The following is a 26,422-nucleotide window of genomic DNA, read 5'->3' as shown; positions in this document are numbered from 1 at the left end:
GAGGATCTGCTGCTGCTGGGCTACCAGGACGACGGGACACCGACGCAGGACGCGGGGACGCTCGACTACGGGCTCGCCGGTGCGGTGCTCGTCGAGCTCGCGGCCGCCGGGCGGATCTCGCTCTCCGGTGGGCGCGTCAGCGTCACCGACCCGAAGGCCACCGGCGACCCGGTGCTCGACCACGGCCTGCGGCGCATCACCGGGTACGGGCGGGAAGCCACCCCCGGTGAGCTGCTCGACGGCATCCGGGGCGGCCTGCGCGACCTCGTCCTCGACGGTCTCGTCGCCCGCGGTGTGCTCCGCCGCGAACCGCACCGGGTCCTGCTGGTCCCGCTCCCCCGCTATCCCTCGGCCAACGGCGGCCAACCCGACGCCGAGACCGCGACCCGCGCCAAGCTCGATCTCCTCGTCAAGGGCGAGCCCACCGACACCCGCACGCACACCCTGGCCACCCTCGCCCTCGCCACCGGCCTGACCGCGTCAGCCTTTCCGGGCGTCGCCCGCGCCACCGTCGAGCGCCGCCTCGCCGAAGTCTCCGAGCCGGCCGAGCCCTGGCCCGTCGCCGCCGTGCGGGAGATTCTCGACGAGGTCCAGGTGTCGATCATCGCGATCACCACGATGTTCATGACCAGCGGCTGACGATCAGCGGTCCGCGGACCACTCCACGTCGATGACCCGCCCGTCGGTCGCCTCGATCGCGGCCGCGTACACCTCCAGCACCCGCAACGCCACCACCGGCCAGTCATAACCCGCGACCGCCGACCGTGCCGCGTCGACCAGGGCGGCGCGCTCGGCCGGCGCGTCCAGCAGCGCGTCCAGCGCCGAGCCCAACGAGGCCGCGTCGCCCGTCGTGAACAGCCGCCCCGCCCGGCCACCGTCGAGCACCCGGCGGAACGCGTCGAGGTCGCTCGCCACGACCGGCGTACCTGCGGCCATCGCTTCGGTCAAAATCATGCCGAACGACTCGCCGCCGGTGTTCGGTGCGACGTAGACGTCCACGCTGCGCAACATCCGCGCCTTGTCGGGCTCCGACACCAGGCCCAGATAGGTCACCCGGTCGTGCAGAGCCGCCGGCAGCCCGGAGCGCAGCTCGTCGAGGTCGCCCGGGCCGGCCACCAGCAGGCGCAGGTCGGGACGCGACGGCGCCAGCGCCACGAACGCGTCCCGCAGCACCGGGAAGCCCTTGCGCGGCTCCGTGAACCGGCCCAGGAAGCCCAGCGAACCACCGGAACCCGGCCAACCGGGCAACGGCGACGCCGCCGCGTAACGCGCGACGTCGACACCGTTCGGGATCTCGACCGCGCCGCCGTCGAGGTGCTCCACCTGCACCTTCCGGGCCAGCGCGCTCACCGCGATCCGTGCGGTGATCCGCTCCAGGACCAGCCGCAGCACGCCCTGTGCCGCGGACAGCGCCCGCGACCGGGTCATCGCCGTGTGGAACGTGGCGACCACCGGGCCCCGGCTGTTGAGCACGGCGAGCATCGACAGGCTCAGCGCCAGCGGCTCGTGCACGTGCAGCACGTCGAAGTCGCCGCGGGCCAGCCAGCGGCGCACCCGGGCGCTGGAGATCGGGCCGAAGGCGATCCGGGCCACCGAACCGTTGTACGGGAACGGGACCGCGCGGCCGGCCGGCACCACGAACGACGGCAGCTCGGCGGCGGCGTCCTCGTCGGCCGGTGCCAGCACGCTCACCTCGTGCCCGAGGGCGATCAGCGCCTGCGCCAGGTCGAGGACGTGGTTCTGCACGCCGCCCGGCACGTCGAAGGAGTAAGGGCACACGATGCCGATCCGCATGCTGCCCACCTCCTCAGACCTCCGGGGCCGGCGGTTTGTCCAGCCAGAGCCGCTGGAGCATGTGCCAGTCCTGCGGGTGCCGGGCGATCGACGCCTCGAACTTGCTCGCCATCTCCTGGGTCACGGCCGACACCCGTTCCCGCAACGTGCCCGTTTCCGGGCCGGGTATCTCCACCCGATGGTTCACATAGCCGCGAAGCGACTCCTCGTCGTACCACAGGTCGATCACCAGCAACGGCTTGCCCGTGCGGATCGCCAGCAACGCGGGACCCGACGGCATCCGGGTGCGCCCGCCGAAGAAGTCGACCTCGACGCCCCGCGCGGACAGGTCCCGATCGGCCAGCAGCGGCACGACCGCGCCCGCCTGCAGCCGGTCGACCAGGATGTCGAAGGGCGGCCGCTCGCCGCCCGTCAGCGGGAGGATCTCCATGCCGATGCTGCGGCGGAACTCGACGAACCGCTCGAAGACCGACTCGGGCTTGAGCCGCTCCATGACCGTGGTCAGCTTCCAGCCCATCGCGGTGACCCAGGCGCCGGCGGTGTCCCAGTTTCCCGAGTGGCTGAGCGCCATGATCACGCCGCCGCCGTCGGTGTTCATGAGCTCGACGAGCATCTGCCAGTTGGCGACCCGGAAGTCGTCGAGGTGCTGCTGGTGCGTCCGGGAGGGAAGGCGGAAGGCCTCTTTCCAATATCGGGCGTACGACCGTAAGCCGGCGCGTACGACCTCGTCGAGCTCTTCATCGGGCATGTCGGGGCCGACGACGCGCCGCAGGTTGCCGCGCAGCCGCTGCGTACCCTTGCCGTCCTTGCGATGGGCGTAGTCGGCGGCCGCGTTGAACAGCCCGCGCGCGACGGGCTCGGGCATGCCACGCACGAGCTTCCAGCCGGCCGCGTAGCCGAGGTCGACAGGGTTCACTCGGCGACCCGGGCGCGATCGGCGGCGTCGAGTTCCTTCGCCTGCGGGTACACGTACGCGATGCGCTGGATGATCGTGATGACGGAGAGGACGGCCAGGAACCAGACGGCGGCGGCGAACCCCCACGCGACGCCGAAGCCGGCGAGCAGGCCGCCGACGCCGATGATGATCAGGCGTTCGGCGCGCTCCGCGATGCCGACGTTGGCCTTCATGCCGAGACCTTCGGCGCGGGCCTTCACGTAGGACACGACCGCACCGAGGACGAGGCAGACGATGCCGCCGACCACGCCCCAGCGGTCGCCGCGGCCGGCCAGGATGTAGATCACCGTGCCGACGATCGCGCCGTCGGCGATGCGGTCCATCGTCGAGTCGAGCAGCGCGCCGAACCGGGTCGACCCACCGGACAACCGGGCCATCGTGCCGTCGACCAGGTCGACGAGGGCGAAGACCGTGACGACCAACGCACCGGCGACGAAATGGCCCGTCGCGCCCAGACCGACGGCGGCGCCGACCACGCCGATGGTCCCGGCGACCGTCACCTGGTTGGGCGTCACGCCCCACGCGATGAGTCGCCGGGCGACGGGTTCGACGACGTGGGCCATCGCGGCCCGCGCTGACACCTGGAAGATCTTCGCCATGGCGCACCCACGATAACGGTGCGGCGCCCGTGACGATACGGTGCCCGCTGTTCCCGGGCGGGTCGTCCGTCACTTGCTCACCTTTGTGGTCGGGCTTGTGTACGGCGGGTTGCGGGTGTGGGATCGAGAGATGACGTGAGCTAGCTCACCCAGGGAGGTCCCCATGGCTCAGAAGGGTCAGGAGAAGGGAGTCACCGGCCCCGCGCCGGTGGTGGATGAGCCCGGCAGGGTACGCAACGTGGTGCTCGTCGGACATTCCGGGTCAGGAAAGACGACCCTCGTCGAGGCGCTGTTGGCGGCGACCGGCACGATCAGCCGGGCCGGCTCGGTGACCGAGGGCACCACGACCTGTGATCACGACCCGGCCGCGGTCAAGCAGCAGCGGTCGGTGAGTCTCGCCGCCGCCCCGTTCCTGCACGAGGGCATCAAGGTCAACCTGCTCGACAGCCCCGGCTACGCCGACTTCGTCGGTGAGCTCCGGGCCGGGCTGCGCGCCGCCGACGCGGCGCTGTTCGTGGTGCCGGCCGCCGACGGCATGGACGCGGCGACCGCGACGCTGTGGGAGGAGTGCGCCAGCGTCGGCATGCCGCGCGCGGTCGCGGTCACCCGGCTCGACCATCAACGCGCCGACTTCGACGAGACGGTCGCGCTGTGCCAGCGGGTGTTCGGCGACAACGTACTCCCGTTGTATCTGCCCATGCTCGGTGACGACGGCGTGTCCACGGTCGGCCTGATGGGCCTGATCACGCAGCGGGTCTTCGACTACAGCAAGGGCTTCCCGCCCGAGGTGCGCGACCCCGATCCCGAGCACCTGCCGGCGATCGCCGAGGCGCGCAACGAGCTGATCGAGGGCATCATCGCCGAGAGCGAGGACGAGACGCTCATGGAGCGTTACCTCGCCGGCGAGGACATCGACACCGAGGTGCTCATCAACGACCTCGAGACCGCCGTCGCCCGGGGTCACTTCTACCCGGTGATCCCGACCTGCGCCGAGAGCAAGGTCGGCATCGACGCGCTGCTCGAGGTGCTGACCTCGGCGTTCCCGTCGCCGCTCGAGCACGACCTGCCGGTGGTCACCGGCGTCGACGGCTCGCCGCGGCCGCCGCTGACCTGCGACCCCGACGGGCCGCTGGTCGCCGAGGTCGTGAAGACCACGATCGACCGGCACGTCGGCCGGGTGTCGCTGGTGCGGGTGTTCTCCGGGACCCTGCGCCCGGAGGCGACCGTCCACATCTCCGGGCACGGCATGGAGCAGCGCGGCCACCCCGACCACGACTCCGACGAGCGGATCGCGCACATCTACTCGCCGTTGGGCGCGTCGCTGCGCGAGGTGCAGTCGTGCATCGCCGGCGACATCTGCGCGATCACCAAGTCGGGCAGCGCGGAGACCGGTGACACGATCTCGTCGAAGGACGACCCGTTGCTGGTTGCGCCGTGGGAGATGCCCGAGCCGTTGTTGCCGGTCGCGGTGGTCGCGAAGACCCGGTCCGACGAGGACACGCTGGCCAAGAACCTCGGCCGGCTGGTCGCGGGCGACCCGACGATGCGCCTGGAGCGCAACCCGGAGACGCACCAGATGGTGTTGTGGTGCATGGGCGAGGCGCACGCCGACGTCGTCCTCGACCGGTTGCGGGGTGGCGGGGCCGACATCGACACCGAGCCGGTACGCGTCGCGCTGCGCGAGACGTTCGTCGCCGGCGCCAAGGGTCACGGCCGGCACGTCAAGCAGTCCGGCGGGCACGGGCAATACGCGGTGTGCGACATCGAGGTGGAGCCGCTGGAGCGCGGCGCCGGCTTCGAGTTCGCCGACAAGGTGGTGGGCGGCTCGGTGCCGCACAACTACATCCCGTCGGTGGAGAAGGGCGTCCGCGCGCAGATGGAGCGCGGGATAATGGCCGGCTATCCGGTCGTCGACCTGCGGATCACGCTGTTCGACGGCAAGGCGCACAGTGTCGACTCGTCGGACGCCGCTTTCCAGACGGCCGGGCAGTTGGCGCTTCGCGATGCCGCGGAGAAGGGCCTGCTGACGCTGCTGGAGCCGGTCGACGAGATCACGATCCGGGTGCCGGACGCCTACGTAGGCGCCATCATGTCCGACATGTCGGGCCGTCGTGGCCGGGTGTTGGGCACGGAGCCTGACCCGGCCGGCGGTGAGCGGACGTTCGTCAAGGCCGAGGTGCCGGCCACGGAGCTGGTGCGCTACGCGGTCGAGCTGCGGTCGATGACGTCGGGTGCGGGGACGTTCGGGCGTTCGTTCGCGCGGTACGAGCCGATGCCCAGCCATCTGGCCGAGGCCGTCCGGAAGGAGCATGCGGCGTCCCACTGAGCTGATTCACGTCTTTGTCCGGGCGCGGCCAGTTTCTGCTTTGGTCGCGCCCGGGCTTTTTTGTCGGTGGTCGTCCATACACTCGGCGTCATGGATGGGCACGAGATCGCGCAGCGGCGGCTCGCACAGCAACATCTGGCCGGGCCGCCGTCCGCCGATCCGGTTTCGGTGGTGCGGCGGCTGGGGTGTGTGCAGTCGCAGGAATACGCGGTGGCCAAGTGGTCGCTGGGCCAGCGGTGCGCGCCCGGTGTCACCGACGCTTCGGTGCAGTCTCTTGTGGACGACGGCACCATTCTGCGCACGCACATCCTGCGACCGACGTGGCATTTCGTGCTGGGCGAGGAGCTCGGCTGGATCCAGGCGGTGACGGGCCCGCGGGTCCACGTGTTCAACGGCTACTACAACCGCATGCACGGGCTGTCCCCCGACGTCGCCGCCCGCACCACGTCGGTCATCACCTCGGCGCTGAGCGGCGGCAACCACCTGACCCGGCCGGAGCTGGCCGCTGTCTTGGCTTCGGCCGGCCTGCCGGCGACGGGCAACAAGCTGGCCTACGTGGTGATGTTCGCGGAGCTGGAGGGGTTGATCGCCAACGGGGTGCGGCGGGGCAAGCAGCACACCTATGCGCTGGTCGCGGAGCGGGTGCCGGCGCCGATCACGCTCGACCCGGAGGCGGGCCTGGTCGAGCTGACGCGGCGCTATTTCACGAGCCACGGGCCAGCGTCGATCAAGGACTTCGCATGGTGGTCAAGCCTGACGGTGACCCAGATCAAACGCGGCATCGAGGGCTGCGGCGACGCCCTGACCAGCACGGTGGTCGACGGGCGGACCCTGTTTTTCGCTTCGGACGGCCCGGAGCCCGCTCCACCGCCGGCGGCTTCCTTGCTGCAGGGTTATGACGAATATGTGGTGGCTTACACGGACACGAAGTTTGTCTACAACGTGGAGGGTCGGGCGCCGACACCGGGCCGCTACAACGAAAACATGATGTTCCACCCGATCACCTTCGACGGCCAGATCGGCGCCTTCTGGCGGCGCACCCCGACCCCGAAGCAGATCACCCTGGAGATCGACCTATTCGTCGAGCCAACGGCCCGACAACGCAAGGCCCTTACGGAGGAGGTGGAACGCTATGAAGCTTTCGCCGGCTTACCGGTGACAGTGACCTTCGTCTAACGCCAATGGCCATGGCCTGGGTGCGCGATCCGGCTCCCGGCCGTAAGACGACGTCTTTGATCTGGCAATGATTGGTGCTTCGACGGAGCTCGGTTTTCGGGTTGCCGCCGAAGACCCGCCGATCATTTCGGCGGCGTGCCGCCGAGGCCCCGCGTCTCACGCGGCCGACGCGGAAGCAGCTCGTCCTTGGGCACGGCCCGCTGGCAGGGGAAGCCCGCGCCTTGGGGCGCCGCGCGGTGACCAGCGCGGGACGCAGGATTACGAGGAGGGAGCAGTCGGGGCCGAGGCGGAAGCAGCTCGTCCTTGGGCACGGCCTGCCGGCAGGCGAAGCCCACCTTCGGGGCCGCCGCGCCGTGACCAGCGCGGGACGCAGGCCGCCGAGGACGTAGATGCCATGCGGCAGCGGAAGGCCGCTGTTAGGCGCGGGCCACTGGTGGACGCAGCTCTTTGAGGCCGCCGCGGCGGTCGACGCGGCACGCTGGCCACGAGGCGAGCGCCGCAGGCGCCGGGGCGAGGCTTCTCGCCGCTACGAACGGCCCGCTGGCAGGCGAAGCCCGCACTTTGGGCCGCCCTGCCGCAGCCAACACACGACGCGTGCCGCGCAGGAGGTGGGGGCCGTGCCGCAGCGGAAGCGTCGCCGTTAGGCGCGGGACGCTGGTGGGCGCAGCCCGCGCTTTGGGGAGCCGCGCAGGTGGTCGACGCGGGCCACGACGGCGCGCGCGTCGGGGCCGCGGCGTATGTGTCACGTTGGCCGGCGTTGCCCGCGGTTAGGGAGGCGCAGGGTGGTCAGCGGGTTGGGCGGGCCTCGAGGAGGTGGGCGCCGGGGCCGCGGGCGCTGAGTTCGTCGTTCGGGTTGACCATGGCGCATTCGTCGAAGGAGAGGCAGCCGCAGCCGATGCAGGTGGTGAAGCGGTCGCGCATGCGTTGGAGTTGGGCGATTCGGTCGTCCAGGGCCTCGCGCCAGCATTCTGAGGCTCGTAGCCAGAACTCGCGGGTTGGCGGTTGGCCTTCCGGTAGGAAGCCGAGGACCTCGCCTACCTGAGCCAGCGGGATGCCTGCCCGTTGTGAGGCGCGGATGAAGGCTATGCGGCGCAGCGTGGTGCGGTCGTAGCGGCGTTGGTTGCCCGTCGTGCGGCGGCTGGAGATCAGACCCTGGCGCTCGTAGAAGCGCAGCGCCGACTGTGGGACTCCGCTGCGGGCCGAGAGGTCCCCGATCGTCAGCTCCTTCGCGGGTGGCACCCGGCCAGCCTAGCTTGACTTGAACAAATGTTGAGGTTTGAGGGTGGTGGCATGACGGACCTGAACGGCACCATCCTTGTCATCGGCGGCACCGGGAACATCGGGCGGCGGCTTGTCGATTTCCTTCACGGCCAACCGCTGCGGGTGTTCGCCCGCCGGGCCGCCGCGTTGCTCCCGCCCGGCACCGACGTCGTCCGTGGTGATCTCGGCGAACCGGGCTCGCTCGCGGCCGCGCTCGGCGGAGTCGACCGGGTCTTCCTGCTCTGGCCCTCGCTCGACGCTGACGGGATTGACGGCGTGGTCAACGCGCTGGCCAAGGGCGGCGTCAGGCATGTGGTGTACGTCTCGGCCCTGCAGGTCACCGACGACAACCGCCGCACGATCGGGGTCTGGGGCGAGGTCGAGCAGGCCGTGGTCGACGCCGGGCTCGGTCACACGTTCCTGCGCGCGAGTGGGCTCGCCACCAACACGCTCGGTTGGGCACCAGCGGTGCGGGCCGGCGAGCCGGTTCGCATCCCCTACCCGGGTGCGCGACGGTCGTTGGTCCACGAGGCGGACATTGCCGCTGTCGCCGCCGCCGCGCTCACAGAGGGCAAGAAGCACGTCGGACGGTCCTATGTGCTCACCGGGCCTGCGGCTGTCAGCCAGGCCGACCAGGTCGCCGCGATCGGCGACGCCATCGGTCGCCGGATCGAGGTCACCGAGCAGCCGCACGACGAGGCACGGGCCGCGATGACCGCCTGGGCGACGCCGGAGTGGGCCGACAACGCCCTGGCCTACTGGGCGTCGCTGGTCGACCACCCCGAGCCCGTGACGAGCGACGTCGAGGACATCCTCGGCCGCCCGGCCCTTTCCTTCCGACGCTGGGCCGCGGACCACGTCGCGGACTTCAGCGCCTGACCCCCACGCGCGATGTGGCCGTCGACGAGGCGAGCGGCCGCGCCGTCTCGTGTCAGGCCGGGGCGTCGGACAGGCCCGTGCACCTGGACGCCACGCGCAGCTTGTCCTCGATCTTCTTCTTCGCCGCCCCGGAGACCAGGACCGGTTGGCCTGTGCCCGAGACCGTTGCCGGCAGGAACGTCTTGTCGACGACCGACCGGCCGCGGACCGTCAGTTTCAGGACGCCCGAGTCGGTGCTGTGCGAGTTGCCGTACCACAGGAAGTTGCCAAGACCATAGTGGACATACGTCGAGTCCAGCCAGCCGTCCGTCAACAGCGTGTGGGCGTGCGTGCCCAGCACGATGTCCGCGCCTGCCCCGGACATCCGTTGCGCGAACGTCTTCATCTGGCCGCTCGGGCACGAGCTGCCCTCCACGCCCCAGTGCATGAAGACGATGACCAGGTCCGCTTTGGCCCGCGCCGCTTTCACCGCCGCGGTCGCGCGCGCGGCGTCGAAGGCCATCGCCACACCTGGGCGGGTCGCCGTCGGCTTCCATTCCGCCGACAGCTCGCCCACCTGCGACATGCCCAGGACCGCGATGCGGACACCCTTGATCTCGGTCAGCCACGGGGCATAGGCCTCGTCCGCGGTTCGGCCCGCTCCGAAGATCGGGTACTCCGCCTCGGCGGCCGACGTCAGCGTGTCGAGCAGGCCCAACCGGCCGTAGTCCAGCGCGTGGTTGTTCGCCACCGACGCCGCGTCGATGCCCGCGGCGCGCAACGCCGCGTAGGCGCTGTCCGGCGCGCGGAAGTGGAACCGCTTCGGCTCCGGTGTGCCCCGGCCCGTCACCGCCGTCTCCAGGTTGACGATCGTCAGGTCCGCGTCCGAGAGCGTCGAACTGATCTTTCCGAACGCCGTGGCCGGGTCGTCGAGCAGACCCAGCGTCCGCCCCGTGAAGTGGACGTCCCCGGCGAACGCGAGCGTCAGCTCCGCCGGCGGCGCCGGAGTCGAAGCAGCGGAGGAAGGAGCGGCTGACGGAGACGAGGCGACGGAGTCCCGCCACCGAGGGTCACCGGCCGCCTCGCCGGCACACCCGGCGGTCAACGCCGCCACCAGCACGACCGCCGCCCACCCACGTCTCATGGCGAGAGGGTACGAGAGAAACGCTCAGTTTCCAGTCCCCCAGGCGTCCGAGAGCAGGTCCCGGGTGTCCGTCAAGAGCTGCGGCAGCACTTTTGTCTGCCCCACGATCGGCATGAAGTTGGCGTCGCCGCCATAGCGCGGCACCACGTGCTGGTGCAGGTGGCCCGCGATGCCGGCGCCGGCGACCGAGCCCTGGTTGAGGCCGATGTTGAAGCCGTGCGCGCCGCTCACCCGGCGGATCGTGCGCATCGCGTCCTGGGTGAACGACGCCACCTCCGCCACCTCGTCGTCGGTGAGGTCCGTGTAGTCGGCGACGTGGCGGTAGGGGCAGATCAACAGATGACCAGGGTTGTACGGGTACAGGTTGAGCACCGCGTAGACCACCTTGCCGCGGGCCACCACCAGGCTCTCGTCAGCCGGCAAATGGGGCGCCCGGTCGAACGGGCACCCCTCGCCGGACTTGTCCCCACCGCCCGTGATGTATTCGAGGCGGTGGGGCGTCCAGAGCCGGTCCAGTCCGTCCGGCGTGCCGGGGCCGGCCATCAGGACGCCGACGGCGACTCGTTCGTACGCGACCGCACGACCGAAACGACGTGCGCGACGGCCTCCGCCAGCGGCACACCGTTGCGCTGCGAACCGTCGCGGTAGCGGAACGAGACCGTCGAACCCGACACGTCGTCGTCGCCGGCGATCGCCATGAACGGGATCTTCTGCTGCTGCGCCGTGCGGATCTTCTTCTGCATCCGGTCGTCGGAGGTGTCGACCTCGGCCCGGATCCCCTCGGCCCGCAGAGCGGAGACGAAAGCCTGCAGATAGTCGGCGTGGTCGTCGCGGATCGGGATGCCGACCACCTGGACCGGTGCCAGCCACGCCGGGAACGCGCCCGCGTAGTGCTCGGTCAGGATGCCGAAGAACCGCTCGATCGAGCCGAACAGCGCCCGGTGGATCATCACCGGCTGCTGCCGGGTGCCGTCCGCCGCCTGGTACTCCAGCCCGAACCGCGCGGGCTGGTTGAAGTCGACCTGGATCGTCGACATCTGCCAGGTGCGGCCGATCGCGTCACGGGCCTGCACCGAGATCTTCGGACCGTAGAACGCGGCGCCGCCCGGGTCGGGCACGAGCTCCAGGCCGGAGTCGCGGGCCGCCGACTCGAGGTGCGCGGTCGCCTCGGCCCAGTCGGCCTCGTCGCCGATGAACTTCGGCGAATCGTCGCGAGTGGACAGTTCCAGGTAGAAGTCGGAAATGCCGTAGTCGCGCAGCAGGTCGAGCACGAACGCGAGCAGCGACCGCAGCTCGCCGGGCATCTGCTCCCGGGTGCAGTAGATGTGCGAGTCGTCCATCGTCAGGCCGCGCACCCGGGTCAGGCCGTGCACGACGCCCGACTTCTCGTAGCGGTAGACCGTGCCGAACTCGAACAGCCGCAGCGGCAGCTCCCGGTAGGACCGCCCGCGCGCCTTGAAGATCAGGTTGTGCATCGGGCAGTTCATCGGCTTCAGGAAGTATTCCGCGCCTTCGAGCTGCATCGGCGGGAACATCGTGTCCTTGTAGTACGGCAGGTGCCCGGACGTCTCGAACAGATGGCCCTTGGTGATGTGCGGGCTGTTGACGAACTCGTAGCCGGACTCCTCGTGCCGCAGCCGCGAGTAGTGCTCCAGCTCGCGCCGGATGATCCCGCCCTTGGGGTGAAACACCGCGAGCCCCGAGCCGATCTCGTCGGGGAACGAGAAGAGGTCCAGGTCCGCGCCGAGCTTGCGGTGGTCGCGGCGGGCGGCCTCTTCGAGCAGCTTCAGGTACGCCTTCAGCGCGTCGCGGGTCGGCCACGCCGTCCCGTACACCCGCTGCAGTTGGGGGTTCTTCTCGGATCCGCGCCAGTAGGCCGCCGCCGAGCGCATCAGCTTGAACGCGCCGATGAGCCGGGTGCTCGGCAGGTGTGGGCCGCGGCACAGGTCGGACCAGCAGGTCTTGCCGCTGTCCGCGTCGACGTTGTCGTAGATCGTCAGCTCGCCGCCGCCGACCTCGACCGTCTCCTCGGAGTCGAGCTCGCCGGTGCCCTTGATGTCGACGAGCTGCAGCTTGTAGGGCTCGTCGGCGAGCTCCGCCCGCGCGTCGGCAGGCGAGGCGAACACCCGGCGGCGGAACCGCTGCCCGGACTTGACGATCTCCTGCATGCGCTTCTCGAGCTTGGCCAGGTCGTCGGGCTGGAAGGGCTTGGCCACGTCGAAGTCGTAGAAGAAGCCGTTGTCGATCGGCGGTCCGATGCCGAGCTTGGCCTCGGGGAAGACGTCCTGCACGGCCTGCGCGAGCACGTGCGCAGTCGAGTGCCGCAGCACGTTGAGGCCGTCGGGCTCGTCGATCGCCACCGGGGTCACCGTCGTGTCGACCGCCGGCACCCAGTCGAGGTCGCGCAGGCGGCTCTCGGCGTCGCGCACGACGACGATCGCCTTGGGCCCGTTCATCGGCAGGCCGGCCGCGGCCACCGCGTCGGCCGCCGTCGTCCCCGCGGCGACGACGACAGGGTCGGCCACGGCGAGGGTGCGGGATGCGGACACGGCGGATCTCCTCGGTCGAAGGACGTTTGGGTAAATGCTAGTCATCACGCCTGGCGACGCTGCGATCAGCCGGAGAAGGGGGTTACATTCAGCCCGTGAGCCCGTCGGACATGATCTCGGCCCTCAAGCGCCGCTACCAGTCGTTCTCCGCGACCGAGCCGGTCGTGCCGTTCGCCGTCGTGCCGGCCGGGGGATCCCCGCAGGTGCTCGGCACCGGCGACCCCGTCTTCACCCTCACCGTCAAGGACCCGCGCGCCGCCAAGGCGCTCGGCTCGCTCGACCAGCTCGGCGTCGCGATCGCCTACCTGCAGGGTTGGCTCGACGTCGACGGCGACCTGGCCGCGGCCCTGAAGATGCGCAAGTTCTTCAACGACTTCCACCCGATCGCCTACCTGTCCCGGTTCACCCCGGCCGCCCTGTTCCAGGGGCGCAAGGAGAACGACCGGCAGGCCATCTCGCAGCACTACGACGAGGACAGCGAGTTCTTCCTGACCTTCCTCGACACCCGGCACCGCTGCTACACCGAGGGCGTCTTCGCCAGCGACGACGAGCCGCTGGAAGACGCGATGACCCGCAAGATGGACCTCGCGCTCGAGGCGATCGAGGTCAAGCCCGGCGACCGGGTGCTGGAGGTCGGCGGCGGCTGGGGCGCGTTCTCGGAGCACGCCGCCCGGCGCGGCATCGACGTGACGACCACCACACTGGCGGTCGAGTCGGAGCGCTATCTCAAGGACCTGTTCGCCCGTGAACAACTGCCGGTGAACGTGGTGCGCCAGCACATCTTCGGCTACCAGAGCGACCAGAAGTTCGACGCGATCGTCAACATGGGCGTCACCGAGCACCTGCCCGACTACAAGACCACGCTGGCGAAGTACGCGGAGCTGCTCAAGCCCGGCGGCAAGGTCTATCTGGACGCGCTGGCGATGCGCCGCAAGCACGGCATCTCGACGTTCATGAAGCGCTACATCTACCCGGGCAACTCGGCGCCGCTGCTGCTGCACCAATACCTGCGCCACGTCGCGCGGTCGCCGTTCGAGCTGATCAGCATCGACGACGACCGGCACAACTACTACCTGACCTGCCGCGAGTGGGCCAAGCGCCTCGACGAGCGGCGCGACGAAATCGTGGCCCGCTGGGGCGAGCCGCTCTACCGCCGGTTCCGGCTGTTCCTCTGGGGCTCGGCGGCCGGCTTCGACACCGGGCTGGTCCAGGCGTACCGCTGGGTGCTGAAGATGCCTTAGGGCTGCGGGGGCCGCAGACCGTCCAGGACGAAGCCGAGCAGTCGGTCGGCCATCTCGGGGACGGTCTCGGTCGCCAGCACCACGCCGTGCACCAGGCGCAGGACGTCGTCCGGGTCGACGTCCTTGCGGATCTCGCCGGTCTCCTGCGCGCGCTCGAGCAGGTCGCCGGCGGCGTCGCGCATCAGCGCCTTGCATTCCAGCATCGTGGGTGAGCCGGTGCCGAGCATCCGCTTGACCGCCGTGCCCACGCCCCGCTTGGCCTTGATGTGGTCGAACTGCAGCCGCAGCCAGCGGGCGAACGCCTCGCCGGGCGGATATTCCTCGGCCAGGGCCCGGCCACGCTCGGCCAGCACCTCGATGTCGGCGCGGTAGACCGTCGCGAGCAGTGTCTCGCGGTCGGGGAAGTGTCGGTAGAGGGTGCCCGGGCCGACCCCGGCCCGCCGGGCGATCTCGTCGAGCGTCGTCTTCTCGCCGTGCTCGGCGAAGGTCTCCCGGGCGGCCGCCATGACCCGTTCCCGGTTGCGGCGCGCGTCGGCGCGCAAGGGACGCTCAGTCGTCACCGCTTCCTCCCCTGGTCACTGTGTGGCACCACACTATTTCCGGAGACTGTCTCCGGATAGTGTTGCGAAATCGGAGACGTCCTCCATATGCTAGCTCACGAGCTAAGCGGAGACGATCTCCGCTTCCATGCCTCTCCTCGGGGGAAGAGAACCTTGTCCACGCAAACGTCAACGCCGGCGATCGTGAGCAGCGCCGGCACCGAGGCCCGCGCACCGGGCCGGCTCGCGCTGTTGATCATCGTGGCGTGCCAGCTCATGCTGGTCGTCGACGGCACGGTCATGAACGTCGCGCTGCCGCACATCCAGGAGGGCCTCGGCTTCTCCACCGCCGGGCTGTCCTGGGTGATCAACGCGTACACGCTGACCTTCGGCGGTCTGCTCCTGCTCGGCGGCCGGGCCGGCGACATCCTCGGCCGGCGGCGGCTGTTCATAGCCGGCATCGCGCTGTTCACGGTCGCGTCGCTGGCCGGCGGTCTCGCCACGTCCGCGACCTGGCTGCTGGTCGCCCGGGTCGTCCAGGGCATCGGCGCGGCGATGGCCGGCCCCAACACGATCGCCCTGATCTCCACCACGTTCACCGAGCCGCGCCAGCGGATCCGGGCGCTCGCGCTGCTCTCGGCGATGGCCAGCGCGGGCTTCGCGATCGGCCTGATCCTCGGCGGCGTCCTCACCGACGTGCTGTCCTGGCGCTGGGTGCTGTTCATCAACGTGCCGTTCGGCATCGCCGCGGTGCTGCTCGCGCCCCGGCACGTCCGGGAGCCGCAGCGCCACCCGGGCCGCCTGGAGTGGCCCGGCGCGGCCACCGCGACGCTCGGCATCGGCGCCCTGACCTACGGCTTCATCCACGCCTCCACCCACGGCTGGTCGGCCGGGCAGACGCTGACCGCGCTCGGGCTCGGCGCCGTCCTGCTGGTGACGTTCCTCGCCATCCAGATGCGGTCCGCGCAGCCGCTCGTACCGCTGCGGCTCTTCAAGGACCGCAACCGGGCGGTGGGTTACATCGGCTTCATGCTGGCGCCCGCGGCGATGATGTCGGCGTTCTACTTCCTGACCCAGTACGTGCAGATCGTGCTGCACTTCGGGCCGCTGGCGACCGGCCTCGCGTTCCTGCCGATGGCCGGCTCCGTCTTCCTGATCAGCCGGGTCGTGCCGCGGGTGCTGCACCGGATCGGCCCGCGCCCGCTCGCCCTGACCGGCGCGCCGCTGATGATCGCGGGCCTGGCCTGGCTGACGCAGCTCGACACCACCAGCTCGTACGCGGGATCGCTGCTCGGCCCGATGTTCCTGCTCGGCCTCGGCGGCGGCCTGATCTTCGTGCCGCTGACCCCGGTGATCATGGGATCGGTGGAGCCGCGCGACGCGGGCGTCGCCGGCGGCGTGCTGCAGACCATGCAGCAGGTCGGCGCGACCCTCGGGCTCGCGGTGCTGATCGCGGTGTTCGGTGCCGCGGTCGGACCGGCGGGCGCGGCGGGTACGACGGACGCGGCGACCTTCGTGCACGGCATGAACGTGGCCAACGTGGCCTCCGTGGTGATCGCGGCCGGCCTGGTCGTGGTGGCCCTGAGCTTCCGCTCGGTCCGCCGACCGGCCGCACAGCCAGAGCCGCACGTGGTCGTCGAACCGGCGTAGCCGCGCAAGGAACGGTCCGTTTTTAACGCCTCGCCCAGAGTGGTGTTAAGAACGGACCGTTCCTATGCGAAAAGCGTTAATAACGGACCGTTGCTTGCGGAAAGATGCCCGCATGGATGGTTCACGCGGCCGGGTTGCCGACTGGGTCGAGGCGTACGAGCGGCTGTGGCGCACGCCCGGCACCGAGGGGCTGGCCGAGATCTTCACGGGAGACGCCCGCTACAAGCAGGGCCCGTACGCGGAGCCGGTCGTCGGCCTGCCCGCGATCGCCGTCATGTGGGAGGCGGAGCGGGACAGTGCCGCCGAGCCGTTCACGATGGCCCCCGAGGTGCTGGCGGTCGACGGCGACACGGCGGTCGTCCGGCTCGAGGTGCGCTACGCCGAGCCGGTGCCGCACGAGTACCGCGACCTGTGGGTCCTCCGGTTCGCCCCCGACGGGCGATGTCGGGAATTCGAGGAATGGCCGTTCTCGCCAGGCGACCAGACTGTTATGTCCGAATAAGACGGTCTAAGTCCGGCGAATCGGACGTAGCCGTATGGATGACGGACAGTGTGCCCGCCCCCCGACTTGCCAAGGGCAGTAGGTTCTTCACGTGGCCACGGTCCTCCTGGTCGAAGACGACCATGTCGTACGCGGCGCCATGCTGCGGTCCCTCGCCGACCGCGGGCACGCGGTCCACGCGGTCGGCACCGCACTCGACGCCCTGCGCCGGGTCGCCGCCGAGACGCCCGACCTCGTCGTGCTCGACCTCGGTCTGCCCGACCTCGACGGCGCCGACGCGCTGCGCATGCTCCGCGGCATCACCGACGTGCCCATCATCATCGCCACGGCGCGCGACGACGAGCAGGGCATCGTGCGGCTGCTGCGGGCCGGTGCCGACGACTACATGGTCAAACCGTTCACCGGCGCCCATCTCGACGCCCGGATCACCACCGTGCTGCGGCGGGTGGGCCGGGCCAGCCGCACCGTCGCGCCGGCGGTGCACGAGGTCGGCGGCCTGCGCGTCGACGTCGGCGAGCGCAGCGCCCAGCTCGACGGCGAGGCGCTCGCGCTGACCCGCAAAGAGTTCGACCTGTTGGCCTACCTCGCGGCACGCCCGGGCCGGGTAGTCTCCCGCCGGGAGTTGTTGGAGGAGGTATGGCGCCAGCCGTCCGTCGGCGAGGATCAGACGATCGACGTCCATCTGTACTGGCTCCGCCGCAAGCTGGGCGAGTCCGCGGCGAAACCCCGCTACCTGCGCACCGTGCGGGGGGTCGGGTTCCGGCTGGTGGCCCCCGACTGAGGCCGGCGCTGGCCGCGCTCGCGGCCGGCATGACCACGGTCGTCGCCCTCGCGTTCCTCATTCCGCTCGGCATCGCGATCCAGCGCGACAACCGCGAGGACGCGCTGTCCGAGGCTGCCCGGCGCAGCGGCATCGTGGCCGGTGCGCTCGCCGTGACCACCGAGGCCGAGCGACTCGACACCGCGATCCAGGCGGCCGGCGGCGACATCCACGTGCACGGGGTCGAGGCCGGCGCCAAGTCGCGGGCCGCAGGCGTCGACATCGAGCGCGCGTCCGCGGGCGACCAGCCGATCGTGGTCGACGTCGACGGCGGCGCGCTGCGGCTCGAGCCGGTCAAGGTCGGCAACCGGATCGCGGTCATCGAGGTGTTCGTCGCCGACAAGGCCCTCGCCGGCGGCTCCGAGCAGACCTGGCTGCTGCTGTTCGGGATCGCGCTGGCCCTGGTCGTGGTCACCGTGATCGTGGTCGACCGGATCGCCGGCCGGGCGGTCGGCGCGGCCCGCACGCTGGCCAACGCGGCGGTCGGGCTCGGCGACGGCGACCTGACGACCCGCGTGCGACCCAGCGGCCCGCGCGAGCTGGCGGAGGCCGGGCTCGCCTTCAACCGGATGGCCGAACGGCTCAGCGTCACCCGCACCGACGAGTTCGAGCTGGTCGCCGACCTGTCGCACCGGCTGCGTACGCCGCTGACGGTGTTGCGCCTCGACGCCGACGCCCTCGACTCCGACGACACCAGCATCGGCTCGTTCAGCGAGGCCGAGCTCGACCGGCGGCGCACGATCCGCCGGATCAGGCAGGCGATCGTCACGCTCGAGGGCGAGATCGACGTGCTGATCAAGACCACCCGCAAGACCATCTCGCAGGACGTCGGCCCGGGCAGCTGCGACGCCAGCGAGGTCGTCCGCGAGCGGATGGTGTTCTGGTCGCAGCTCGCCGACGACCAGAACCGCCCGCACCGGGTGGTCGGCGCGCACACCCGCATCCAGGTGCCGGTGCCGCGGGCCGAGCTGGCCGCGGCGATCGACGCGATCATCGGCAACGTGTTCCGCTACACGCCGCAGAGCACGGCGTTCGAGGTCGCGATCTCGCGCCGGGACGGTTACGTCGCGGTCCGGGTCGACGACGCGGGCTCCGGCATCGCCAACCCGGAGCGCGCGCTGCGCCGCGGTGCCAGCGACCGCGGCTCGACCGGCCTGGGTCTCGACATCGCCAAGCGGGTCACGCTGCAGGCCAACGGCTCGGTCAGCATCGACCGGGCCCAGCTCGGCGGCGCCAGCGTGGTCATGCTGCTGCGCGACCCGGACGCACCGGAGAAGCAGGTCAGCCGCTTCGGCCTGGTCGGCCGCCTGGCCCGCGAGCCCGCCGCCCGCCGTCGCCAGAAGCGCGGCGAATAATCCTCCCCTTCCACAACGATCGACCGGCGGCGATACTGGCGCGGTGAAGCTCAGCCGCCGCGCCGCCGGTCCTCTGCTCGCCGCCGTTCTCGCTCTGGTGCTCTGGCCCGCGCCGGCGTTCGCGCACGGTGGCGCGAAGATCACCGTCAACCACGACGGTCGCGGGTCCGTGTGGGTCACCGTGACCTATGCGGACGGGCACACGAACGAGGGGTTCGTCGACGCCACGCTGACCGCCAAGGAGGCCGACGGCACTGCGGTGGAGCCGGCCAAGATGGTGCAGTCGTCGGCGCCCGGCACGCTCGTCTACATGAGCACGCTGCGGGCCGGCGCGTGGGACGTCACCGTCGAGTTCGGGCCGCCGATCGCCCGCACCTGCAACGCGAAGTTCCAGGTCGGCACCAGCAACAACACGCAGCAGACCAACTGCGACGCGCCCACTCCCCTGGCCGCGTCGGCCCCCGCGGACGAGAGCGCCGGCGGCGGCAACACCACCGCGTGGCTGCTGATCGCGGTGGCGGCCGTCGGCGGCCTGGTCTGCCTGATCATCGCCGTGCTGCTGCGCCGCCGCCGCGACGCCGAACGCGCCGAGGCCGCCGCGGCCGCCCGCCGCAAGACACCCAAGGCAACCGCCAAGAGGTGACTCAGGCGGCGGCGTACGCGTCGATCTCCGCGGTGATCCGCGTCTTCTCGGCCGCCGGCAGGAACGAGGCGTCGACCGCCGCGACCGCGAGGCGGGCCACGCCGGCCGCGTCCAGGTCGAGGAGGCGGGCCGCGACCGCGTACTCGTCGTTGAGGGTCGTGCCGAACATCGGCGGGTCGTCGGAGTTGATCGTCACCGGCACGCCGGCCGCGACCAGGGTCGGCAGCGGGTGCTCGGCGAGGCTCGCCACCGCGCGGGTGCGGACGTTGGAGGTCGGGCAGACCTCCAGCGTGATCCCCTCCCCGGCGAGATACGCCATCAGCGACGGGTCCTGGGCCGCGGAGATGCCGTGGCCGATGCGTTCGGCGCCGAGCTCGCGCACCGCGTCCCAGATCGTCTCCGGGCCCGTGGTCTCACCGGCGTGCGGCACCAGGCGCAGGCCGGCCGCCCGCGCCTTCTCGAAGTAGGGCTTGAACTGCGCGCGCGGCACGCCCACCTCGGGGCCGCCGAGCCCGAACGAGACCAGACCGTCGGGGCGCTCGTCGAGGGCGACCCGCAGGGTCTCCTCGGCCGCCGGCAGCCCCGCCTCGCCGGGGATGTCGAAACACCACCGCAGCACGATGCCGAGCTCTTTCTCGGCGGCCAGCCGCGCGTCCTCGATCGCGGCGCAGAACTCCGGCGCCGGCATGCCACGGCGGATCGACGAGTACGGCGTGACGGTCAGCTCCGCGTAGCGGACCTGCTGCCGGGCCAGCTCGCGGGCGACCTCGTACGTCAGGATCCGGACGTCCTCGGGCTCCCGGATCAGATCGACCACCGACAGGTAGATCTCGATGAAGTGCGCGAAGTCCCGGAACTCGAAATAGGACGCGAGCGCGTCGATGTCGGTCGGCACCGGCGTGCTGCCGGCGTGCCGCGCTGCCAGCTCGGAGACGATCCGCGGCGAGGCGGAGCCGACGTGGTGGACGTGCAACTCCACCTTGGGCAGGCAGGCGATGAATGCGGCGAGGTCGGTCACCAGGAAGCTCCTTGGGTCTGCGCCACCACGAAGACGCGGCGGAAGGGGAAGAACGCGCGGTCGTGGCTGACCGGATAGGCCGCCGCCAGCCGCTCACCCAGCTCGCCCCGGTAGGCGGCCCAGCCGGCCTCGTCGGCGCCGAACGCGGCTCGGACGGGGCGCAGCGCCGTGCCCTCGAGCCACGCGAGGACGGGGTGGTCGGCGGCGTTGCCGGGGAGCAGGTGCACGTACTCAGTCTCCCAGGCGTCCACCGCGCAGCCCGCCGAGGTCAGCTCCACTGCGTACTCGGCCGCGGAGGGCACCGGCATCCGCCGCACGACCCCGCCCAGCGTCTCCTTCCAGCGCGGCGCGTCGGCGAGCTCGTAGAGCGCGTCGTGGGCCGGCGAGGAGAAGTTGCCGGGCACCTGGAAGGCGAGCCACGAACCGTTCGCCAGCGCGCCCGCCCAGCGGTGCAGCAGCGCGAGATGGCCCGGCACCCACTGCAGCGCCGCGTTGGAGACCACGACGTCCACGCCGGGCGAGGGCACGAAGTCACGCAGGTCGCCGAGCGCGAAGTCGACCGGCACGTCGAGCGCGCGGGCGGACGAGATCATCTCGGCCGACGAGTCGATGCCGCGGACCAGCGCGTCCGGCCAGCGGGCGGCCAGCGTCGCGGTCAGCGTGCCGGGGCCGCAGCCGAGGTCGACGACCTGGCGCGGCCGTTCGGCCGGGATCCGGGCGACCAGCTCGTGGAAGGGGCGGGAGCGCTCGTCACCGAACCGGCCGTAGACCGCGGGGTCCCACATGATGCCTCCAAACCGTACGTACGTCTTGCTACAGACTAGGGACTGGGCGGTACCGCCGGCAAGGGCCTTTAAACGTTCCAGATAGGGTTCCCCTCGTGGAACACCGCCAGTTCGGCCGGATCGGCCGCGACGCTTCCGTAGTGGGCCTCGGTGCCTGGCAGCTCGGCGCCGATTGGGGCGACGTCAGCGCCGACGACGCGTTCGCGACCCTGGACGCCGCGGTCGACGCGGGCACCACCTTCGTCGACACCGCGGACGTCTACGGCGACGGCCGCAGCGAGCAGCTCATCGGGCAGTTCCTGCGACGCCGACCGGAACAGATCATGGTGGCCACCAAGATGGGCCGCCGCGTGCCGCAGGAGCCGGCCAACTACACGGCCGCCAACTTCAAGGCGTGGACCGACCGCTCCCGCGTCAACCTCGGTGTCGAGCGGCTCGATCTGGTGCAGCTGCACTGCCCGCCGACCGCGGTGTTCGCCGACGACGAGGTCTTCGACGCGCTCGACGCGCTGGTCGAGGACGGCGCGATCGCGGCGTACGGCGTCAGCGTGGAGACGGTGGACCAGGCGCTGACCGCGATCGCGCGGCCGCACGTGGCCAGTGTCCAGATCATCCTCAACGCGTTCCGGCTCAAGCCGCTCGACCGGGTGCTGCCCGCCGCGGCAGCCGCCGGCGTCGGCATCATCGCCCGCGTCCCGCTGGCCAGCGGGCTGCTCTCCGGCCGCTACGACGCCAGCACGACGTTCGCGGCCGACGACCACCGCACCTACAACCGGCACGGCGAGTCGTTCGACGTCGGTGAGACGTTCTCGGGCGTCGACTTCGCGACCGGCCTGCGCGCGGTCGAGCGGCTGCGGCAGTACGTGCCGGACGGCACGACGATGGCCCAGTTCGCGCTGCGCTGGGTGATCGATCAGCCGGGCGTCACCGTGGTCATCCCGGGCGCGCGCGGCCCCGAACAGGCCCGCGGCAACCTGGCCACGGCGGCACTGCCGCCGCTGACGCCGGAAGCGCTGGCCGGGGTACGCGAAACGTATGACGCGCTCATCCGGCCGGCGGTCCACGACCGGTGGTGACCGCATGAGGGGCTGGTTCCGGCTCACGCTCGGCCTGCTGGCCGTCGTCGTCGGTTTGGTGTGGACCCTGCAGGGCCTCGGTCACCTGCGGGGCAGCGTGATGTCCGGCGACGACGTCTGGGCGATCATCGGGCCGGTGGTGGCCGGGATCGGCCTCGTGCTGCTGGTGGTGGGTCTGCGCGCCCGCAACAAGGCGAGGCGACAGCAGCGGTGAGCACCACCAAAAGTCGAGCCCCACGCGCCGGTCGGCGAGAGGGGCTCAACCTACTCCATGGGCCGGCTGGCGCCGGCCCGTCACGTCTGGTTCCTGAAACGTCAGATGGGGCGGACCTGCTCGGCCTGCGGGCCCTTCTGGCCCTGCGCGATCTCGAACTCCACCCGCTGGTTCTCCTCCAGCGTGCGGTAGCCGCTGGTCTGGATGGCCGAGAAGTGGACGAACACGTCAGCACCCCCGCCGTCGACGGTGATGAAGCCGAAGCCCTTGTCTGCGTTGAACCACTTCACGGTTCCCTGCGCCATGTGTATCTCCTTGTCGAAACTGGCGGCCGAACGCCGTGCGGCCGGTTGGCCGTTTTCGAGCAGCGGCGCCTGAGTCGGCCTCCATCTCAACGAAGGAGGTCTCTCAACCCCGATGTCTCATCAACAGCGGGGACCAGCAAACCACGTACCGAAAAACTCCGCATAGCCTACCCGACGAATTTCTCCGACATGTGATCTGCGGCGTCGGAGTTCGATACCGGAATGGCCACGACCGGCTCAGGCGCATCGACGTGTCGCCCTGCCAGCGCGAGCGCCACGAGCGCTCCCAGCCCGCAGAGCACGGCCGTGGCCAGGAAGATCTCGCGGTATTCCTGGCGCAGCGCCGCCGCGACCGCGGCCTGGTAGTCGGCCATGCGGCGCGCCTGCGTCGCGGCGTCCACACCGAACCCGAGCGGTGGCACGAGGTCGGCGGTCAGCTCCTGGAAACGGTGCAGACCCCAGCCGGTCAGCGCGGCCAAACCGACGAGCATCCCCACCGTTCGGGCGACCACCGCCGCGGCCGAAGCGATTCCATGTTGCGCACTGGGCACCGCGCGCAGCACCGCCGCCGATAGCGGCGCGATGACCAGCCCGAGTCCGAGACCCGCGAGCACGAGGTCGGTATCCATCCGGGGCAATGGCCCGAACCGCGCCGCCGCGAGGTCCGCGGGCCAGTTCGCGATCAACAGGTACGCGACCGCGGCCAATGCCAGACCGGCGAAGGTCACCACGCGCTCGCCGAGCCGCCGCGTGAGCAGCCCGCCGAGCACGGCGCCGACCGGCAGCGCGACCAGGAACCGGGTCAGCACCAGCGCGCCGTCGAGGCCGTCGCGGCCGAGCGCGGTCTGCGCGAACAGCTGCACGTCGACGAGCGTGACCATGAGCGCGGCGCCGGCCAGCAGGTTGGCCACCAACGCGGCCGAGAACGGGCGCAGCAGGGCACCGACCGGGTCGAGCAGCCGCGTGCGGGCCTTGGCCTCCCAGACGACGAACACGACGCCCACCGCGGCCGCGGCGCCCAGCGTCGGCAGGCCCCAACTCGGCAGCACGGCGCGTTGCGGGTCGGGGTTGTAGAGGGCCACCACGAGCAGCCCCAGCGCCACGGCCAACAGCAGGCCGCCGACCACGTCGACGGGTTGGCGTTCCCGCCGTTCGTCGTGGCGGCCGGGCAGGCCGCGGTGCACCGCGAAGGCGACGAGCGCGGCCAGCGGCAGGTTGATCCAGAAGACGCCGCGCCAGCCGGCGACCGCGGCGATCAGGGCGCCGTAGAGCGGGCCCAGCACGCTGCCCAACTCCTGCGCGGCGCCGACCAGGCCGAGCGCCAGCGGGCGCTGGCGGACCACGAGGTCCGCGGCCAACGCCATCGTGACCGGCAGCAGCGCGCCGCCGGCCAGCCCCTGCACCGCGCGCCCGATGGCCAGCGTGACCAGGCCGGGTGCGAGCGCGGCGACCAGCGAGCCCACGGCGAAGCCGGCCAGGCAGACCTGGATCACCAGGCGCCGGCCGTAGCGGTCGGAGAGGCGGCCGAGCAGCGGCATGCCGGCGACATAGCCGAGCAGGTAGCAGGTGACCACCGGGGTGATCCGCTCCAGCCGGTTCACCGGCACGGCCAGGTCTTTCATGATCTCGACGAGCAGCGTCACGACCACGTACGCGTCGAGGGCCGCCAGCAGCACCGCCACCCCGCCCGCGGACAGGGCGAGGCGGCTGCGCCTAGACGGCGGGGACGGTGACATCGACGGGCTTGTCGAAGTCGCTGAACTTGATGGTCACGGTGCCCTTGCCGTCGCCGGGCACGACGAACCGGAGCTGGCGGACCAGCGAGTCCGCGACGCCGATCCAGACGGTGCCCTGCACGTCGCCGCTCACGCCCGGCACCAGGCCGGCCATCGCGCCGCCGTTGAAGGTCGCGTCGACCACGTAGTGCTCGGCACCGTCCAGGGTCTCCTTGCCCTTCGTGGTGCCCTGTGCGGACGAGAGCACCGCGCCGATGCCCTTGGCCGGATCGAGGATCGCGGTCGGGTCGTAGAGCGCGGCGGCCTGGGCCAGCGGGATCTTCTGCCAGCCGCCGGTCAGGCCGTTGACGTAGATGAAGCCGTCCTTGGCCACGAACTGCAGCTCGATCGGCATGCCGACCTGCTCCAGCGTCGCGGTGCCCTGAGCCGTGCCGGTGTTGTCGATCGCGCCCTTGGCGGACTTGATCGGCAGCGCGCCGGTGTCCCCTTCGGTCGTGATGTCGAACGCGGCCGACGTGATCGTGCGCATCTTGGCGGCCGCGGCCGGCAGCAGCGTCGAGGCCGCGGGCAGGTTGGGGTCGCCCGCGGCGGCGTTGCCGTCGCCGTCGTCGCCACAGGCGCTGACCGAGGCCAGCGCCGCCAAGAGGACGGCAATGATGAATGTGCGGGGAGGGCGCATACCGGGATGCTACTCATCCCGAGCCCTCCTGCCGCGTTAGTCGTGTGGCCAGTGGCCGGTGAACTTACGGACGCCGGTCGCGCCCGCCCGGTCGATCGACGCCCGGATCATCGCCACGATCGCGCCCTGCAGCGCGGCCGCCAGCAGGATCTCGCCCCAGCCGCGGTCCTCGTCGATCGCGTGCGGCGCGGAGCTGTGCATGGTCATGGACCAGACCCGCTGGAACACCATGCCGGACAGCGTGCCCGCCGCGAGCCCGAGCACGATCGACGCGGGTTTGTAGTTGGCCTTGCTGATCTGCTTGGACACTTTGGTTCCCCCCGTAGAACCTGTGGCGCGCCCTGACTCAGCGGCGACGCCTACGCATCACCAACAGGATGACAGCCACGGCACTCGCCGCGACGCCGATCAGCGTGGCTACCGGCACCGGATTGGGGCGCAGGCCGGCCTGGCCCCCCGACCGGCCGCCGTTGGTGTCCCGCATCCGCGCCGCCGTGGTGCTGGCCCGGGCCCGGAACCGGTCGCGGGCCTGCGACGCCGAGCTCCTCATCCGCGCCTTGACGTCGGCCTTGGCGGCCAGCAGCTGGACGGTCTCGCCCAGCTCGGCGCGCGTGCGCCGGATCTCCGCCCGGAGCTCGGCCGGGTCGGACGACGTGCTGCCGTTGCTGTGGCCGTGACCGTTGCCCGATGCCGTCATCGCGAAGCACCTCCGCCGCTGCGGTGGCCGTTCCCATTGTTCCGGAAACCGTCCTTGACGGTCTGGAGGTCGGCCTTGAGACCCTCGGTGACGTCGGCCGGCACGGGCGGCGTGGCCCGCTTGACCTGGCCGCGGCCGACCACCGCGAAGAGGCCGGCGAGGATCAGCAGGAAGCCACCGACGGCCAGCGCCGCCAGCCAGAGCGGCAGCACGATGTCGATGGCGATCACGGCGGTGGCGATCAGCACCGCGATGCCGAAGTAGGCGAGGCCGGCGGCGCCCCCGAAGAGCCCGGCGCCGATGCCGGCGTGCTTGGCCTTCTGCGTCAGCTCGGCCTTGGCCAGCGCCAGCTCGTCACGGACGAGCCGGGACATCTGTTCGGTGGCGCGCTGCACCAGCTCCCCCGTCGACGGGTCGGCGTCGGCACGGGGCGGTGCGGCGGCGTTGCGTGCGTCGACCATCGCGGCCTCCTCTCACGAGGCTTTCGTATGCCCCGCGCCC

General features: G+C 71.2%; 28 protein-coding genes. 12 read left to right on the top strand and 16 right to left on the bottom strand.

Going from position 1 to position 26,422, the window contains the following annotated elements; genetic code table 11:
* On the top strand, positions 1 to 639 hold a 639-nt coding region (locus Air01nite_RS31560; protein WP_203706999.1), incomplete at its 5' end, for a GOLPH3/VPS74 family protein.
* A 3-nt stretch (positions 640 to 642) separates the two neighbouring features.
* Here the strand turns inward: Air01nite_RS31560 and Air01nite_RS31555 are convergent.
* The 3 genes from Air01nite_RS31555 to pgsA are packed head-to-tail and all read right to left on the bottom strand — an operon-like array spanning position 643 to position 3,348.
* Complete coding sequence (locus tag Air01nite_RS31555) at positions 643 to 1,794, bottom strand: glycosyltransferase family 4 protein (protein WP_203706998.1); 1,152 nt, start codon at positions 1,792 to 1,794, stop codon at positions 643 to 645.
* Positions 1,795 to 1,807: 13 nt separating this feature from the next.
* On the bottom strand, positions 1,808 to 2,710 hold the full coding sequence (locus tag Air01nite_RS31550) for a phosphatidylinositol mannoside acyltransferase (protein ID WP_203706997.1): 903 nt from the start codon (positions 2,708 to 2,710) through the stop codon (positions 1,808 to 1,810).
* Positions 2,707 to 3,348 (bottom strand): phosphatidylinositol phosphate synthase, encoded by a 642-nt coding sequence (gene pgsA, locus Air01nite_RS31545; protein ID WP_203706996.1) that lies wholly within the window; start codon positions 3,346 to 3,348, stop codon positions 2,707 to 2,709. The genes Air01nite_RS31550 and pgsA overlap by 4 nt, the downstream gene beginning before the upstream one ends.
* Before the next feature lie 163 nt (positions 3,349 to 3,511).
* Here pgsA and Air01nite_RS31540 point away from each other — a divergent pair, with 163 nt between their 5' ends.
* Together Air01nite_RS31540 and Air01nite_RS31535 are read left to right on the top strand one after the other, a co-directional pair.
* Positions 3,512 to 5,674, top strand: coding sequence for an elongation factor G-like protein EF-G2 (locus tag Air01nite_RS31540; protein WP_203706995.1), 2,163 nt, complete (start codon positions 3,512 to 3,514; stop codon positions 5,672 to 5,674).
* Positions 5,675 to 5,764: 90 nt separating this feature from the next.
* Entirely contained in the window at positions 5,765 to 6,850 is a 1,086-nt protein-coding gene (locus Air01nite_RS31535) for a winged helix DNA-binding domain-containing protein (protein WP_203706994.1), read from the top strand.
* Between the two features lie 786 nt (positions 6,851 to 7,636).
* Here Air01nite_RS31535 and soxR read toward each other — a convergent pair.
* Positions 7,637 to 8,089, bottom strand: a complete 453-nt coding sequence (gene soxR, locus Air01nite_RS31530) for a redox-sensitive transcriptional activator SoxR (protein ID WP_203706993.1) — start codon at positions 8,087 to 8,089, stop codon at positions 7,637 to 7,639.
* Between the two features lie 51 nt (positions 8,090 to 8,140).
* On the opposite strand from soxR, the gene Air01nite_RS31525 reads away from it, so the two are divergent.
* The gene (locus tag Air01nite_RS31525; RefSeq protein WP_203706992.1) at positions 8,141 to 8,989 is read left to right on the top strand and encodes an NAD(P)H-binding protein; all 849 of its coding nucleotides are present in this window, start codon (positions 8,141 to 8,143) and stop codon (positions 8,987 to 8,989) included.
* Between the two features lie 52 nt (positions 8,990 to 9,041).
* On the opposite strand, the gene Air01nite_RS31520 is transcribed toward Air01nite_RS31525, so the two are convergent.
* Genes Air01nite_RS31520 through thrS form a run of 3 tightly spaced genes read right to left on the bottom strand, consistent with a single transcriptional unit; the run spans position 9,042 to position 12,661 of the window.
* The gene (locus Air01nite_RS31520; protein ID WP_203706991.1) at positions 9,042 to 10,112 is read right to left on the bottom strand and encodes a CapA family protein; all 1,071 of its coding nucleotides are present in this window, start codon (positions 10,110 to 10,112) and stop codon (positions 9,042 to 9,044) included.
* Between the two features lie 24 nt (positions 10,113 to 10,136).
* Positions 10,137 to 10,655, bottom strand: coding sequence for an HIT family protein (locus tag Air01nite_RS31515; RefSeq protein ID WP_203706990.1), 519 nt, complete (start codon positions 10,653 to 10,655; stop codon positions 10,137 to 10,139).
* A complete protein-coding gene (gene thrS, locus Air01nite_RS31510; protein WP_203706989.1) occupies positions 10,655 to 12,661 on the bottom strand; it encodes a threonine--tRNA ligase in 2,007 nt (668 codons plus the stop codon). The genes Air01nite_RS31515 and thrS overlap by 1 nt, the downstream gene beginning before the upstream one ends.
* 95 nt (positions 12,662 to 12,756) lie before the next feature.
* On the opposite strand from thrS, the gene Air01nite_RS31505 reads away from it, so the two are divergent.
* The gene (locus Air01nite_RS31505) at positions 12,757 to 13,902 is read left to right on the top strand and encodes a class I SAM-dependent methyltransferase (protein ID WP_239091095.1); all 1,146 of its coding nucleotides are present in this window, start codon (positions 12,757 to 12,759) and stop codon (positions 13,900 to 13,902) included.
* Here the strand turns inward: Air01nite_RS31505 and Air01nite_RS31500 are convergent.
* On the bottom strand, positions 13,899 to 14,462 hold the full coding sequence (locus Air01nite_RS31500) for a TetR/AcrR family transcriptional regulator (protein WP_203706988.1): 564 nt from the start codon (positions 14,460 to 14,462) through the stop codon (positions 13,899 to 13,901). The two genes, Air01nite_RS31505 and Air01nite_RS31500, sit on opposite strands and share 4 nt — an antisense overlap.
* Positions 14,463 to 14,615: 153 nt before the next feature.
* On the opposite strand from Air01nite_RS31500, the gene Air01nite_RS31495 reads away from it, so the two are divergent.
* From Air01nite_RS31495 to Air01nite_RS31475, 5 genes are all read left to right on the top strand, one after another.
* A complete protein-coding gene (locus Air01nite_RS31495) occupies positions 14,616 to 16,091 on the top strand; it encodes an MFS transporter (protein ID WP_203706987.1) in 1,476 nt (491 codons plus the stop codon).
* A gap of 112 nt (positions 16,092 to 16,203) precedes the next feature.
* Positions 16,204 to 16,593 (top strand): nuclear transport factor 2 family protein, encoded by a 390-nt coding sequence (locus Air01nite_RS31490; protein WP_203706986.1) that lies wholly within the window; start codon positions 16,204 to 16,206, stop codon positions 16,591 to 16,593.
* Between the two features lie 91 nt (positions 16,594 to 16,684).
* Positions 16,685 to 17,374, top strand: coding sequence for a response regulator transcription factor (locus Air01nite_RS31485; RefSeq protein WP_203706985.1), 690 nt, complete (start codon positions 16,685 to 16,687; stop codon positions 17,372 to 17,374).
* A 29-nt stretch (positions 17,375 to 17,403) separates the two neighbouring features.
* The gene (locus tag Air01nite_RS31480; RefSeq protein WP_203706984.1) at positions 17,404 to 18,768 is read left to right on the top strand and encodes a HAMP domain-containing sensor histidine kinase; all 1,365 of its coding nucleotides are present in this window, start codon (positions 17,404 to 17,406) and stop codon (positions 18,766 to 18,768) included.
* 43 nt (positions 18,769 to 18,811) lie between these two features.
* Positions 18,812 to 19,411 carry a hypothetical protein gene (locus Air01nite_RS31475; RefSeq protein WP_203706983.1) on the top strand — a complete coding sequence of 200 codons (600 nt, stop codon included), beginning with the start codon at positions 18,812 to 18,814 and terminating at the stop codon, positions 19,409 to 19,411.
* A gap of 1 nt (position 19,412) precedes the next feature.
* Here Air01nite_RS31475 and Air01nite_RS31470 read toward each other — a convergent pair whose 3' ends face one another.
* Together Air01nite_RS31470 and Air01nite_RS31465 are read right to left on the bottom strand one after the other, a co-directional pair.
* Complete coding sequence (locus Air01nite_RS31470) at positions 19,413 to 20,429, bottom strand: adenosine deaminase (RefSeq protein ID WP_203706982.1); 1,017 nt, start codon at positions 20,427 to 20,429, stop codon at positions 19,413 to 19,415.
* Positions 20,426 to 21,214, bottom strand: a complete 789-nt coding sequence (locus Air01nite_RS31465) for a trans-aconitate 2-methyltransferase (protein ID WP_203706981.1) — start codon at positions 21,212 to 21,214, stop codon at positions 20,426 to 20,428. Before Air01nite_RS31465 ends, Air01nite_RS31470 begins: the two co-directional genes overlap by 4 nt.
* Before the next feature lie 95 nt (positions 21,215 to 21,309).
* Here Air01nite_RS31465 and Air01nite_RS31460 point away from each other — a divergent pair, with 95 nt between their 5' ends.
* Both Air01nite_RS31460 and Air01nite_RS31455 read left to right on the top strand, forming a co-directional pair.
* Positions 21,310 to 22,290: an aldo/keto reductase gene (locus tag Air01nite_RS31460; RefSeq protein ID WP_203706980.1), complete on the top strand. Its 981-nt coding sequence runs from the start codon at positions 21,310 to 21,312 to the stop codon at positions 22,288 to 22,290.
* 4 nt (positions 22,291 to 22,294) lie between these two features.
* Entirely contained in the window at positions 22,295 to 22,504 is a 210-nt protein-coding gene (locus Air01nite_RS31455; RefSeq protein ID WP_203706979.1) for a hypothetical protein, read from the top strand.
* Positions 22,505 to 22,605: 101 nt separating this feature from the next.
* On the opposite strand, the gene Air01nite_RS31450 is transcribed toward Air01nite_RS31455, so the two are convergent.
* The 6 genes from Air01nite_RS31450 to Air01nite_RS31425 form a co-directional block, all read right to left on the bottom strand.
* Positions 22,606 to 22,809 carry a cold-shock protein gene (locus tag Air01nite_RS31450; protein ID WP_007075740.1) on the bottom strand — a complete coding sequence of 68 codons (204 nt, stop codon included), beginning with the start codon at positions 22,807 to 22,809 and terminating at the stop codon, positions 22,606 to 22,608.
* 167 nt (positions 22,810 to 22,976) lie between these two features.
* Positions 22,977 to 24,545: an MFS transporter gene (locus Air01nite_RS31445; protein ID WP_203706978.1), complete on the bottom strand. Its 1,569-nt coding sequence runs from the start codon at positions 24,543 to 24,545 to the stop codon at positions 22,977 to 22,979.
* Positions 24,523 to 25,224 (bottom strand): LppX_LprAFG lipoprotein, encoded by a 702-nt coding sequence (locus Air01nite_RS31440; protein WP_203706977.1) that lies wholly within the window; start codon positions 25,222 to 25,224, stop codon positions 24,523 to 24,525. The genes Air01nite_RS31445 and Air01nite_RS31440 overlap by 23 nt, the downstream gene beginning before the upstream one ends.
* Before the next feature lie 36 nt (positions 25,225 to 25,260).
* A complete protein-coding gene (locus tag Air01nite_RS31435) occupies positions 25,261 to 25,533 on the bottom strand; it encodes a DUF4235 domain-containing protein (protein WP_203706976.1) in 273 nt (90 codons plus the stop codon).
* A 37-nt stretch (positions 25,534 to 25,570) separates the two neighbouring features.
* Entirely contained in the window at positions 25,571 to 25,921 is a 351-nt protein-coding gene (locus Air01nite_RS31430) for a DUF3618 domain-containing protein (protein WP_203706975.1), read from the bottom strand.
* Entirely contained in the window at positions 25,918 to 26,382 is a 465-nt protein-coding gene (locus tag Air01nite_RS31425; RefSeq protein ID WP_203706974.1) for a phage holin family protein, read from the bottom strand. The genes Air01nite_RS31430 and Air01nite_RS31425 overlap by 4 nt, the downstream gene beginning before the upstream one ends.
* Positions 26,383 to 26,422: the final 40 nt, after the last annotated feature.

It is taken from the genome of Asanoa iriomotensis (assembly GCF_016862515.1).
GTDB classification, from domain to species: domain Bacteria; phylum Actinomycetota; class Actinomycetes; order Mycobacteriales; family Micromonosporaceae; genus Asanoa; species Asanoa iriomotensis.
Note: the sequence above shows the minus strand (reverse complement) of the source record. Positions and strands in the feature narration are given on the sequence as shown.